This is a genomic window from Saccharophagus degradans 2-40 (assembly GCF_000013665.1).
Lineage (GTDB): Bacteria > Pseudomonadota > Gammaproteobacteria > Pseudomonadales > Cellvibrionaceae > Saccharophagus > Saccharophagus degradans.
This window is the reverse complement of the sequence record NC_007912.1, coordinates 1348398-1361590: the sequence shown is the minus strand read 5'-3', so window position 1 is coordinate 1361590 and position 13193 is coordinate 1348398. Positions and strand designations below refer to the sequence as shown.

Annotated in this window: 10 protein-coding genes and 1 tRNA gene; 2 read left to right on the top strand and 9 right to left on the bottom strand. The window is 47.4% G+C overall.

What is annotated here, in order from left to right:
- Positions 1 to 73: 73 nt before the first annotated feature.
- The 8 genes from panC to rnr form a co-directional block, all read right to left on the bottom strand.
- A complete protein-coding gene (panC, locus tag SDE_RS05565) occupies positions 74 to 928 on the bottom strand; it encodes a pantoate--beta-alanine ligase (RefSeq protein WP_011467543.1) in 855 nt (284 codons plus the stop codon).
- Positions 929 to 966: 38 nt separating this feature from the next.
- Positions 967 to 2433 (bottom strand): replicative DNA helicase, encoded by a 1467-nt coding sequence (gene dnaB, locus SDE_RS05560; RefSeq protein ID WP_011467542.1) that lies wholly within the window; start codon positions 2431 to 2433, stop codon positions 967 to 969.
- Positions 2434 to 2628: 195 nt separating this feature from the next.
- Entirely contained in the window at positions 2629 to 3087 is a 459-nt protein-coding gene (gene rplI, locus SDE_RS05555; protein ID WP_011467541.1) for a 50S ribosomal protein L9, read from the bottom strand.
- Positions 3088 to 3196: 109 nt separating this feature from the next.
- Entirely contained in the window at positions 3197 to 3424 is a 228-nt protein-coding gene (gene rpsR / locus SDE_RS05550; protein ID WP_011467540.1) for a 30S ribosomal protein S18, read from the bottom strand.
- Positions 3425 to 3426: 2 nt separating this feature from the next.
- The gene (rpsF, locus tag SDE_RS05545; RefSeq protein WP_011467539.1) at positions 3427 to 3885 is read right to left on the bottom strand and encodes a 30S ribosomal protein S6; all 459 of its coding nucleotides are present in this window, start codon (positions 3883 to 3885) and stop codon (positions 3427 to 3429) included.
- Between the two features lie 141 nt (positions 3886 to 4026).
- Positions 4027 to 4845: a CPBP family intramembrane glutamic endopeptidase gene (locus SDE_RS05540; protein ID WP_011467538.1), complete on the bottom strand. Its 819-nt coding sequence runs from the start codon at positions 4843 to 4845 to the stop codon at positions 4027 to 4029.
- 116 nt (positions 4846 to 4961) lie between these two features.
- Entirely contained in the window at positions 4962 to 5708 is a 747-nt protein-coding gene (rlmB, locus tag SDE_RS05535; protein WP_011467537.1) for a 23S rRNA (guanosine(2251)-2'-O)-methyltransferase RlmB, read from the bottom strand.
- Between the two features lie 12 nt (positions 5709 to 5720).
- The gene (gene rnr / locus SDE_RS05530; RefSeq protein WP_011467536.1) at positions 5721 to 8534 is read right to left on the bottom strand and encodes a ribonuclease R; all 2814 of its coding nucleotides are present in this window, start codon (positions 8532 to 8534) and stop codon (positions 5721 to 5723) included.
- 258 nt (positions 8535 to 8792) lie between these two features.
- On the opposite strand from rnr, the gene SDE_RS05525 reads away from it, so the two are divergent.
- Positions 8793 to 8879 (top strand) — tRNA-Leu (locus SDE_RS05525).
- 726 nt (positions 8880 to 9605) lie between these two features.
- Positions 9606 to 10607: a hypothetical protein gene (locus tag SDE_RS05520; RefSeq protein ID WP_011467534.1), complete on the top strand. Its 1002-nt coding sequence runs from the start codon at positions 9606 to 9608 to the stop codon at positions 10605 to 10607.
- Between the two features lie 271 nt (positions 10608 to 10878).
- Here the strand turns inward: SDE_RS05520 and pelA are convergent, their stop codons facing one another.
- A complete protein-coding gene (pelA, locus tag SDE_RS05515) occupies positions 10879 to 12981 on the bottom strand; it encodes a pectate lyase (protein WP_011467533.1) in 2103 nt (700 codons plus the stop codon).
- Positions 12982 to 13193: the final 212 nt, after the last annotated feature.

The following is a 13193-nucleotide window of genomic DNA, read 5'->3' as shown; positions in this document are numbered from 1 at the left end:
CTTCAATGGGTTGTGAATATTGCGCGCACTTAATCGTTAATACTATGGTGAATATTATCGTTAATTACTTAAACTAATTAACGACCGATAAAGACACGTTATCTATAAGGCGTGCTGCCTCGGTATACATAGCCCCCAACACGGTAATGTCGGTATCGTCATTCGCGGCAGGCTCTAATGTTTTACTGTTACTTATAGACAGATAATCGGGGCGAAAACCCGCCGTTTCAATCTGCTTTTTGGCTTCAGACTCCAACACATCGAAATCTCGCCTTCCATCCAAAATGGCCTGCTTAACCCAGTTTAGCGATTGGTTAAGCTGATTCGCCCTAGGGCGCTCTTGCGCGGTAATAAAGCCATTGCGCGAACTCATGGCCAGGCCATCGGCTTCGCGGACTATGTCACCCGCCATAATTTCTACGGGAATACACAGGTCTTCAACCATACGCCGTATTATAGCCAATTGTTGGTAATCCTTGATACCAAACACAGCAATATCTGGCTGCACAATATTAAACAATTTTGTTACAACGGTGGTAACCCCTTCAAAATGCCCTGGGCGGCTGGCACCACAAAGCACATTAGCCATGCTGGGCACTATAACCCGTGTTTGAGCGTCCATTCCGTTGGGGTACACTTCGCCCTCTTCAGGGCAAAAAAGGTAGTCACAGCCAATCTCACGCAGTTTAGCGGCGTCGTCTTGCAATGTGCGGGGGTATTTATCCCAATCTTCGTTCAGGCCAAATTGCAACCTGTTTACGAAAATACTCACTATAACCACATCACAGTGTTGCTTGGCCTGCTGCACTAGCGCCAAGTGCGCATTGTGCAAATTGCCCATTGTGGGCACAAACCCCACGGTTTTACCGGCTGCACGCGCTTTGCCTAGGGCATCGCGTACGCTTTTAATATGGTGAAATAATTCCATCGTTACTCTCTCAACAGACCTCTCAACGGGTCTCTCAGCTAGTCGCCACCACCGCCGCCAGGCGGATAATAATCTGGAGCTAGGTTGTCAAAGCGTGTGAATTTACCCACAAACGCCGCTCGACAGGTACCAATCTCACCATTACGCTGCTTGCCGATAATCAGCTCGGCTACGCCTTTTTCTTGACTGTCTTCGTTGTAGTACTCATCGCGATATATAAACAGAATAACGTCCGCATCCTGCTCGATCGCACCGGATTCCCGCAAGTCGGAGTTCATTGGGCGCTTATTGGGGCGCTGCTCCACACCACGGTTAAGCTGGGATAAGCACACCACAGGGCATTCGTATTCTTTCGCCAGCGCCTTCATAGAGCGCGATATTTCGGAAATTTCTTGCGTTCGCCCTTCGGTGGACCCAGGCACCTGCATAAGCTGAAGGTAATCCACCATGATCATAGAGGGGTTGCCGTGCTCGCGCACAATACGCTTCACCCGTGCGCGCACTTCGTTTGGCGACAGGCCCGCGGTATCGTCGATAAATAACTTTTTATCTTTTAGCTTGCGCGCCGCCATTTCAAGCTTGGGCCAATCTTCTTCGATTAGCGAGCCGTTGCGCAAGCGCCCTTGATCGATGCGCCCTACGGAAGATAGCATCCGCATAACCAGCGCATCCGCGGGCATCTCTAGGCTGAATACTAGGCATGGCTGTTGCTCGCGGGAGAACACCGCCGCCTCAACAAAATTAAGCGCCAAGGCTGTTTTACCCATAGATGGACGGGCCGCCAAAATAACAAGCTCACCCGACTGCCAGCCAGAGGTTTTTTCGTCTAATTCTTGAATACCGGTAGGAATACCGGTGAGATCGTCTTCGGAATTAAATAAGAAGTCGATCTTCTCGATGGTTTGCTTTAGCAGCGCGTTAACATCAACAAAGCCGCCCTCTTTTGGACGCTCTTCGGATATTTCTAATACGCGCTTTTCCGCTAGCTGCAGTAGCTCATCTGACGCTAAACCACCGGGGTTATAGCTCGCTTTACTTATTTCAGTAGCGGCGGAAATCAACTGCCTGAGGGTGGCGCGCTCGCGCACGATTTTGGCGTAGGCCACAACGTTTGCACTGCTCGGCACTTCTGTTGCTAAGTCGGAGAGGTAATCTAAGCCACCGGCACCAACCAATTCATCTTCGGCGCTTAAAAATTCAGATACGGTAATAACATCGATGGGCTGTTCGCGCTCCATCAATTGCGCCATAGCGCGGAATATTTTTCTATGCGGGGCTTTAAAAAAGTCTTTCTCGGAAAGTATTTCACTTACCGAATCAAAATTAGAGGCTTCTTGCAGCAAGCCGCCTAATACAGACTGCTCTGCCTCTACAGAATGGGGCAGAATTGAGTGAGATGAAGCCGATTCACTTTCAACACCGGTATCCGGCACATCTAAGTGGTGCTCCATATCTGCGGGGATATCGTCGTAACCCGCATAATCGGTAGGCTCAAATTCACTCATAGAATCAGTTATATCGCTTTGTATTACAGGGTTTATTGCGCAAAGAAGCCTTCATTTACCGCCGAGCAATACTAACAATATTGCCGGCCCCTAAACGCAAAATGGGCACTTGCTAGAGTTATTCAACTCCAATCAAGCGCCCAATTCTAACGGCTAATTAGTGCCCACAACAGGGTTACTGTTGCAGAAACTTAATTAAGCATTCGCGTCCGCAACGATAACCACTTTAACAACGTGGGTAACGTCTACGTGCAACTGTAGGTCAATTTCGTATTCGCCAACTTCACGCAAAGTACCTTCTGGCAGCTTCACTTCAGCTTTAGTTACGTTAACACCTGCAGCAGTAATAGCGTTTGCAATATCGCGCGCACCAACAGAACCGAACAATTTACCTTCATCACCAGCGTTTGCACCGATAGTGATTGCGCCTAAATTGTCGATCAACTTAGCACGACCTTCAGCAGAGGTTTTCTTCTCAGCTGCGGCAGCTTCAAGCTCTGCACGACGTGTTTCGAAATCTGCAATACTTGCTTTAGTAGCAGTAATTGCTTTGCCTGATGGCAAAAGGTAGTTGCGGCCAAAACCAGCTTTAACGTCTACAACGTCACCCACTGTGCCTAACTTACCAACTTTCTCGAGTAGAATAACTTCCATCTCGCATATCCTCTAGTTTTATGCCGTGGCTCACCGCAGCACTAAATTAATTCTTTTTCGCGAGCATTTAATTGGCAACCACATAGCTGCCTAGCTCACGACTAAAAACTTACTCGTGAGAATCGGTGTAAGGTAGCAACGCAATAAAACGAGCGCGCTTAATAGCGGTCGCCAATTGACGCTGATACTTAGCTTTTGTACCAGTGATACGGCTAGGTACAATTTTACCAGTCTCAGAAACGTATGCTTTCAGAGTATCTAAATCTTTATAGTCGATGCTTTTCACGCCTTCGGCAGTGAAACGACAGAACTTACGACGTCGGAAAAAACGTGCCATGATTATGCCTCCTCGCTTTCGTCTTCAGATGATTCATCATCGGCTTCTTCGTCTAAAGACTCTTCGTCTTCAACTTCTTCAGCAGCTGATTCGGCTTCTTGAGCACGACGCTCGGCGCGGTTGCGGCGCTCGCGGCTCTCGTTTTCCGCTTTCATGATTGGCGACTCTTCAGTCACGGCTTCATCACAACGGATAATCATGTTACGCAATACAGCGTCGTTGTAACGGAAGTTAGTCGTTAACTCTTCCAATACTTCTTCGCCACACTCAACATTCATAAGAATGTAGTGCGCTTTGTGGATTTTGTTGATGGAGTAAGCCATTTGACGGCGACCCCAGTCTTCTAGACGGTGAACAGCACCACCGCTGTCTTTAACAGCTGCGGTATAGCGTTCAACCATACCTGGTACCTGTTCGCTTTGGTCAGGGTGGACCAAGAACACGATTTCGTAATGACGCATTGTAGCTCCTTACGGATTAGGAGTTTCCAGCACAAATCTGCTGTGAAACAAGGAGTATCGCCGTGTAATACACGACGGGTTTAAGGGCGGCGAATTCTACGGGCTAATAGTTCAAAATGCAACCACTTATATCGAGCCAAGCTATAGGGGATAGGAAAGCAGCAAATAATGCACAGCATTCACTAAAAAGTGGATGGCAATGGCCACACTTAAACGACCAGTGAGGGTATAGGCAGCCCCATATGCGCAACCGGCCACCAAGTAAATAGCCCACGCATGCGCGCCCTGCGGGCTATGGGCTGCAGCAAAAAGTACGGCTGTTACAGTCAGTGCGATAAACGCAGCAGGGGCAGCACCAAATCGCTGTAAAGCACGCTGCAATGGCCCTTGCACCAGTAGCCGCATAAAGCTTTCTTCTGCAACGCAAGTGACCAGTAAATTAACAAGCAAAAACCAAATTGCGTGCAAACCCCATTTAGGCTGCCACTCTAAGCCCAGCAAAGGTATGGCAACGCCCAGCACAACCCCAGCCAATAAAATAGGCCAAACGAAAACCTGCCAACCTGTAACAAGCATTTGCTTAGGCACACTGCCTAATAGCCAAATAACTACTGCATAGCCCGCCAATGCTTTTGCCATATTAATATGCAGGTCAAACGATTTACCACCAGGGTAGAGTTCATTCATGCTAAAAACTAAGGGGTAACTAAAGCCCTCAGGCCGCATTAACGCAATGGCTAGCCCTAAGGGCAACAGCGGTAACCACAGCAGCACCTTCACCCATGCTGCCCGATTGCGAGCAAAATGAAACGCAGCCAAGGCCGCAATAAACAGAACAAGTAACCCAACAACGCTTAGAGGTAGCCAGCCAAGCAACAACCCCAGCAACGCCACACAACATAACGCTACAGTAGCGATAACTGGGTAAGAAAAAAAGGAAGGCCAACTAGATTGGGTCATGAGATTAATAACAAGCAGCGACCTAAAGAATGTAGACCCCACTTAAGCAAATACCGTGTTTGTAGTAAATGGGGTGGCCTAAATATGCCCGCCCCCTCCTTTAATATAACAAGCGCCTATTTTGCTTGTCGCTGACGCACTACCTCGAACAACACCACACCTGTCGCTACCGACACGTTCAAGCTTGTAACACTGCCTAACATGGGGATTTTTACCAAATCGTCACAGGTTTCCGTGGTAAGCCTGCGCATACCGGTGCCTTCTGCGCCCATCACTATTACGCGCGGGCCGGTTAAATCCACATCGTAAATACTTTTATCTGTATCACCGGTTGTACCTGCAACCCACAGGCCTTGCTCTTGCATTTTTTTAAGGCAACGCGCCAAGTTTGTAACCACAATTAGCGGAACATTATCCGCGGCCCCACAAGCCACTTTGCGCGCAACTTCTGTTAAGCCTACGGAGTTATCTTTTGGCACTATTAACGCGTGTGCTCCAGCGGCATCGGCAGAGCGCAAACATGCCCCCAAATTATGCGGGTCGGTAACGCCATCCAACACAACAATTAGCGGGTCACCCTCAATGGCTTCGATAAGCGGGTACAAATCATTTTCTGTGTAGCTCTGCCCTTCTTTCGCATAGGCCAATACACCTTGATGATTGCCATCTGCGGAAACTGAATCCATGCTTTTTTTATCTTGCGGCAATACTTTTATACCTGCCGCCTGCGCAGCTGATAATACTTTTTGCACCCTGGCATCTTGCCTACCGCGTACTATCCAAATTTCTTGTATGCGCTGCGGGCTTGCTTTAAGTAGCGACTGCACCGCGTGCAAGCCAAAAATTATTTCTTGTTTAACCATGTACGTTTTTACTTACTCTGATTTTCTAGGAGCTGCACGTTTAGCAGCCGGTTTTTTGGTGGTGCGAGCCTTAGCAGCAGGCTTTGTTTTTGCCTTAGGTTTTGCCGCAGCTTTCGCACCTGGCTTAGGATTAGACGTTGGTTTAGCTGTTTTTTTAGCGGAAGCCCCGCGAGTCTTTGGCGCTGAGGATGCTTCGCCTTTAGCCCCTTTTTTGGGCTGCGCTTTCGATCGAGCTTTGGGCCTACTTCTACCCGCACGCGACTTGGGTTTTGCTTTTTCGCCCGTATTCGCGCTCTCAACCGATGTCGATTTTCGCTCTTGCGTCGCCTTGGTATCAGAGGGCTTAGCTTTTTTTATTGGCGCGCCCTCTTCGGCTTTTTTAGCTTTGCCGCGGCCAAGCAAGTTTGCAGCAGCATTTTTTACACCGGCTATTATACGGCTAGCGGCACTCGCTTTTTTAACAGGTGCTGCAGGCTCGGGCGAGTTCGCTTTTGGTTTGCGCTTACGCGGCTTGCGCGCCTGCGCGGCTTCGTAATCTTTGGCCATTGCCTTGGCCTTGCTACTGGCTTTAGGCTTTGCTTTTCTGCCAGTTTTTGCACCTATTAATTCAAAATCGATTTTGCGCTCGTCTAAATCCACACGAACAACTCGCACAGTTAGCGAGTCGCCCAGCTTAAAGGTGGTGCGTGTGCGCTCCCCTACTAAGCGGTGTCGAGCGGGTTCAAAGTGATAGTAATCTTGCGGCAGTGCGGTAATGTGCACCAAGCCTTCCACATACACATCACTTAGCTCTACAAATAAACCAAAGCCAGTTACCGCGCTTACAACACCTTCAAACTCATCGCCGACTTTATCTTGTAGATATTCGCATTTTAGCCAGCTCATCACGTCGCGCGTTGCTTCATCGGCACGGCGCTCTGTGGTGGAGCACTGCTCACCTAAGCTCGCTAAATCACCAGGCGTATAGGGGTAAAACGTTTCTTTCGCTACAACAGGGGTTTGCTCTACGCGTTTAACTTTATTGGTATCTAAGTTAGACCGGATAACACTGCGAATTGCACGATGCACAAGTAGATCGGGGTAGCGGCGAATAGGCGAAGTAAAGTGCGCGTATTCGGAATAGGCCAAGCCAAAGTGGCCCTTATTATCCGCTTGATATACCGCTTGATTCATACTGCGCAGCATAACCATTTGGATAATATGCGCGTCTGGGCGGCCCTCTATTTGCTCCAGCACATATTGATAATCTTGCGGAGTTACTTCATCACTACCGCGCATACTTAGGCCTAGCTCACCCAAATATTCATGCAGTAATGCAATTTTTTCTGCTTTTGGGCCTTCGTGCACACGGTAAAGTGCAGGCACTTCTAAAGAAGATAAAAACTTAGCAGCACTAACGTTTGCGGCAAGCATGCACTCTTCAATAAGTTTGTGTGCATCATTGCGTTCAACGGGAACAATGTCTTTAATTTTTCGATTTTCGTCAAACAATATGCGCGTTTCTTTTGTTTCAAAATCAATCGCGCCGCGCAAATCTCGCTGTTCTCGGAATATTGTGTAAAGGTCGTGCAGTGCGTCAAGCTGTGGCAACAACTTCGCGTACTGTTTGCGTGCGCCGCTATTTTTATTGCCGCGCTCCGCCAAAACTTTACCAACTTGAGTATAAGTTAAGCGCGCATGGGAATGCATAACAGCTTCAAAAAATGCATAGCTACTAACTTTACCTTTTGCGCTTATGGTCATTTCGCAGACCATACACAACCGATCTACATCGGGGTTAAGCGAGCACAAACCATTGGAAAGAACCTCTGGCAACATTGGCAATACATAATCGGGGAAGTAGACCGAATTGCCGCGCGAAGTTGCTTCTTTATCTAGCTCGCTACCTACCGCAACATAGTGAGATACATCCGCAATGGCCACAAATAAACGCCAACCTCCAGATTTAAGAGGCTCGCAATAAACAGCATCGTCAAAATCTCGTGCATCTTCACCGTCAATGGTTACAAACGGCAACTTGCGCAGGTCGTGACGGTTTAGTTTGTCGGCCTCTTCAACTTCACGGCCATATGCGGCTATTTCGGCCTCGAGCGCCTTTGGCCATTCGTGGGGCAAGTCGTAAGAGCGAATTGCAACGTCGATTTCCATACCCGGCGCCATATGGTCGCCCAACACGGCTTTAATTGAACCAGAAGGCGGCCTGCGCCTTTCGGGCTGACGCACTACCTCGGCTTCAACAATTTGCCCTGGTTTTGCGCCGTTAGTTTGGTCTGCGGGCAACATAATGTCGTGCCCTATACGGGGGTTATCAGGCCGCACAAAATGTATGCCGCCTTCATTAAAATATTTACCCACTACTGTTTGAGTGTTGTGTACTAACACCTCAACAATGGCACCTTCGCGGCGACCTTTTATGTCGTAGCCATCGGCGCGCACCAACACTTCATCGCCGCTAAATACTTTGCGCATTTCACGGTTAGATACATAAATGTCGTCGCTGCCATCGGTAGGTATAACAAACCCAAACCCGTCGCGATGCCCTTGCACCTTACCGCGGATCAAGTCCATTTTGTTTACGCTGCCGTAGGCGCCCTTGCGATTAGACACCAGCTGACCATCGCGCTCCATGGCGATTAAGCGGCGACGCAATGCTTCAATATGGTCTTCGTCTGTAAGCTTTAATGCGCGGCACAACGCGCGATGACTCATTGGGCCATCGGCCTGTTCTAGGTATTCCAGAATTAGCTCGCGGCTAGCAATGGGGTTTTCGTATTTTTCCGCCTCTCGGCGTGCGTGGGGGTCTGTCGGGACAGCCTTGTTACTCACGTAGTGTCCTACTTATATAAGAAAAGAATCAAAAACGCACCTGTTTGCGCTGTGCGCTTAAAGTGCAGTAGTACTCACTATAACAGAAAATACTCACACTAAAGAGTGAACAGGCGCTGCAGCGCAACAAATGTGGCCAAATAGCCCCCTAAAAAGACCCAAAACCCCATATTGACAATAAAAAGCGCCGGCCCTATAGTGCGCGGCCTTGAGCTACTGCACGATCAGAATCATTGATAAGCGGCAAAACACGCTCACGCCCAGGTGGTGAAATTGGTAGACACGCCAGCTTCAGGTGCTGGTGGGGGCAACCCCGTGGAGGTTCAAGTCCTCTCCTGGGCACCAATTAATGAAGGCAGAGCCAAACAGCTCTGCCTTTTTTATTTCCGCCCATACGAGCACTACGTCCTAACCGCTCTCGCGCATCCATACGCTTCGCGGTACTTGCGCTTCCTGCACATCGTCCTGGGCACCAATTAATGAAGGCAGAGCCAAACAGCTCTGCCTTTTTTATTTCCGCCCATACGAGCACTACGTCCTAACCGCTCTCGCGCATCCATACGCTTCGCGGTACTTGCGCTTCCTGCACATCGTCCTGGGCACCAATTAATGAAGACAGAGCCAAACAGCTCTGCCTTTTTTTATTTCCGCCCATACGAGCACTACGCCCTAACCGCTCTCGCGCATCCATGCGCTTCGCGGTACTTGTGCTTCCTGCACATCGTCCTGGGCACCAATTAATGAAGGCAGAGCCAAAAAAGCTCTGCCTTTTTTCGTTTCCGCCCATACGAGTACTACGTCCTAACCGCTCTCGCGCATCCATGCGCTTCGCGGTACTTGTGCTTCCTGCACATCGTCCTGGGCACCAATTAATGAAGGCAGAGCCAAAAAAGCTCTGCCTTTTTTGTTTCCACCCATAAAGCACTACACCTCCACCACTTTCGCACATCACACCGCGAGAGCTTTGCGCCTTTCTATTAAAGATATTCGCTTCAGCATCAAAACGTTTATTTGATATAAGGTTTCGGTCTAATACTCAGCGCTACATGCCGCTGAAGCTCAATATTAATAATGATTTATACGCTAGAATTACAAGATGATACTTTTATTTATAAGCGGCTAACCTCGATGGGCTTTTATAGCTGTATAAAACAATTTTTTCTGCCCCTGCTACTAAGCCATTTAGCTTGCGCAGGTGTGTTCGCCGCAAGCAATAATAAAGCAATAGATACAATCACTCACTCAACCGATGGCTGGAGCGACAACCAAGTCAAGTACCAAGTTGCATTGCTTAAAGCTGCTTTAGAAGAAAGCCGTACACTTTATGGCGATTACGATTTACAACTATCCAATACAGGCCTCTCTTCTAGCAGAACCATTTGGCAAATTTCCAACGGTAAAATCAGTACAGGTTTTAGTGCAGGTATATCGGTTGAGCTAGAAACGCTAGATGCAGATATAGAACGGCTGTTATTACCGTTTTTGAGGTCGCTGCACGGCTTAAGGCAATGTTTAACCCATAAAAGCAATATACCTCTATTAAGTAATGTTTCCTCAATTGAGCGTTTTAATAAAATACGTTTTGGCCAAGGTGTAGGCTGGGCAGAAGCGCAAATTTACCCTGCCGCGGGTTTATCGCTTATCACAGCTAGCTCGGTAGACCGCTTATTGCTTATGCTAGAAAAAAAACGATTTCAGTGCCTACCTTTAAGCGTGCTGGAAATTGACCAAATACTCGAGCAAGCCAAGGCCAATAATCAAGACTTAGCCATTGTGCCAAACCTCTATATTTTTTACCCCAACCCCGTTTTTATAAACATAACGAAGCAACCTAAGCACATTAGCTACAGGGTAATTTATGGCGTAAGCCGTTTGTTTGAAACAGGAAAGGCCGAGACTATTTTTTACGATAACTTTGCCCAAGCAGTACACTATACGCTACCCGCAAATGCACATATTTTTTTACTAAATAACCATCTGCTTACACAGTCGGATGCGAGCAGAATAGAATCTTACTTTTACGCTCACTACCTGCAATCCAAAAGCCTTACCATCCATAAAGCCCTACCTTGATAAAACGCCTATAAAAACGAAAAACACCGATTATTATCTATTGATTTTATTAATAAGTTATTTCACTAAAACGTATACTCATTTTCTTTCATTGAAGCACTTTACTTAGGCTTCAAAATCTAGCTTCTACTTCCCGAGTGACGTGGTGCTCGTTTTTCAGGAACGACTTCCCTCACCTGTATCCTCCAAAAGACTCTCTTCGCTCGCGCTCTACATATATAAAAAAGGCACCCGGAGGTGCCTTAGTGAACGCTGCTAAAAAGATTGGCGATTAGTAACCAACGCTTTCCGCGTAACTAATGATGCCGGAGCCATAATCACCGCCCCAACGATAGCCATCTTTACGCTCTGTAGAAATATCTAAAATATCGTAAACTTTTCTGCTATCTCTATCACTGAAGAAGCCACGGTTAGTATTTAGGTCGTAGAAGCGATACCACATTTTACTACCGCTTTTCGCGACGATGGGGCTGTTGCCGTCGCCTTTTCTAGATGAATCGTAAGTGTAACCAGCTAAGTAAGTATTGGGGCTTCTAAACCAATTGATAGCAGCCTTAACCGCCGTTTTAATTTCAGGGGTTTGAGGTTGAGACATAAGGAATGCAACTACCAATACCGATTCGCTACCACTCAACGATTCCAGCTCGTAAGCACGCGCCTTTTTAGGTAGATAATCATCTTTACCATGTTGCGCACACCAAACAGTTAAGGTTCCGTTTTGACGCCACTGCGATTTAAGAATGTAATCCACGCCCTTATTAACCGCACTGCTTAAACGCGCACGCTGGTTAGATGTTAATAGATCGCCATTTAGCGGCGCCACACCTTGTTTCGCTTTATCTAAAACAATTAGCACTCGCGCCATTGCATCGTCGTTAAATGTTACATGCTCGTAGTAGCCACTGCGCACAGGGTAGTATTGCGGCCAGCCGCCCGATGAATACTGCATATCCAAAAGGAAATCTAACGCTTTACGCGCACCGTCTCGGTATTTGGTTTCACCAGTACGCTGGTACACATCAGCTAAGAATAACAACTCTGTTGTTGTGGCATCGTTGTCGATTGTGCCCGCACTGTTACCACCGCTACCCATACTGTCGTAGGCTTGGTTTTTGGGAAATCCGCCATTGGTATATTGGTGCGATAGAAGGATGTCTGCAAATTGCTTATCGGCAGACAAGCTTCCTTTTTGCCAAGATTTATATTTGCCAAACTTGCCATTAATGGGGTTCCCAGCTTGAGGTAACATGGGCGCACCGCTGCTAGAACTACTGGTACTTGAACTGGAGCTGGAACTTGAGCTAGAAGTACTGGAGGAACTAGAGCTACTGGAAGAGCTAGACCCTGTAGAATCACAAGCGCCGGTCTGAATATCGTTACCAATGACAGTAAGTGAATCAATATTCCCTAAGCCTTCGCCCGTAGATGCAACCAAGCTAATTAAGTTTGTACCTGCATCCAAACTTACGTTAGCACTTGCCGTTGTCCAGCTAGTCCAGGCCCCTGTAGTAGGAAAGCTTTGATTACCACGAGCGTTACCATTTACTTCAATCGCGCCAGCACGGTTATTACCGGAACCATTTGCGTAACGCCATTCAAGCAAATAGTTGCCACTATAAGGAACGCTCACACTCCAATCTACGCTTTTGCCTGTCGCGTTATCGGTATTGGCGAAGCCGCTTCCGGTAAAGCCTGAATTATTGGAATCGATTGAACCATCAACCCCGCAAAAGCCGCTATTATCTTCTTGAATGGTTAACTCACTACTTCCACCAGTTGAACTGGTGGACGAAGACGATGAGCTAGAAGATGAAGAACTACTAGAGCTGCTTGAAGAACTACTTGAAGAGCTGGAAGATGAACTGCTGGATGAACTCGAAGAGCTGGACGAACTACTACTAGTACTGCTACTAGAGGAAGAGCTTTGGCCCTGGCCAACACAGACAGGTAAACTAAAGTTGCCGGTATAGGTGCCTTGCAAACCAAAACTTGTACTTTGGCCAGCCGCTAAATTGCCATTCCAACCAATGTTGGTAGCATTAACCACATTGCCATTTGCAGACACACTCGCGTTCCACGAATTAGTTATGGCTGCAGCTTGATCGTAATTTAAAGCTAGCGCCCAATTGCTAATTGCATTATTTGTGTCGTTAGTAACGGTCACATTTAGCACATAGCCACCACCCCAGGTATCAGCAGTTGCCGAACAGGATATTGCATACGCATTACCCACGGCCCCCAGTAAGCCAACAGACAATGCCGCAGCCGCACACTTTTGTACCAGTGCTTTTTGGCTGAAGGGTTTGGCAGCTTTCGCGTTATAGGCATAGTTGCAATGCCGCTTGGTTTTTTGTGTATTAAATACGTTTTTCATTTTTATCCTCAGATATGTAAGTAGTGCGAGTGTCTGCAACCTTGGTTAGAGGTTACATTCGCATTCATGATTAATAACGCAAAGCTAAGCCCCATACGTGAGGCATATGGATTCATCTATTAATGTGAATTTTGTACTTAGTTCGTCGTTATGTTTTTACGCAGTAGTAGCCATATGGAAACAAAAGCTAAGGTGGATTATGACGTTTTATT

Coding starts and splice junctions, on each gene's coding strand:
- panC (WP_011467543.1), bottom strand. CDS start 928: ATGGAATTATTTCACCATATTAAAAGCGTACGCGATGCCCTAGGCAAA.
- dnaB (WP_011467542.1), bottom strand. CDS start 2,433: ATGAGTGAATTTGAGCCTACCGATTATGCGGGTTACGACGATATCCCC.
- rplI (WP_011467541.1), bottom strand. CDS start 3,087: ATGGAAGTTATTCTACTCGAGAAAGTTGGTAAGTTAGGCACAGTGGGT.
- rpsR (WP_011467540.1), bottom strand. CDS start 3,424: ATGGCACGTTTTTTCCGACGTCGTAAGTTCTGTCGTTTCACTGCCGAA.
- rpsF (WP_011467539.1), bottom strand. CDS start 3,885: ATGCGTCATTACGAAATCGTGTTCTTGGTCCACCCTGACCAAAGCGAA.
- SDE_RS05540 (WP_011467538.1), bottom strand. CDS start 4,845: ATGACCCAATCTAGTTGGCCTTCCTTTTTTTCTTACCCAGTTATCGCT.
- rlmB (WP_011467537.1), bottom strand. CDS start 5,708: ATGGTTAAACAAGAAATAATTTTTGGCTTGCACGCGGTGCAGTCGCTA.
- SDE_RS05520 (WP_011467534.1), top strand. CDS start 9,606: ATGATTTATACGCTAGAATTACAAGATGATACTTTTATTTATAAGCGG.
- pelA (WP_011467533.1), bottom strand. CDS start 12,981: ATGAAAAACGTATTTAATACACAAAAAACCAAGCGGCATTGCAACTAT.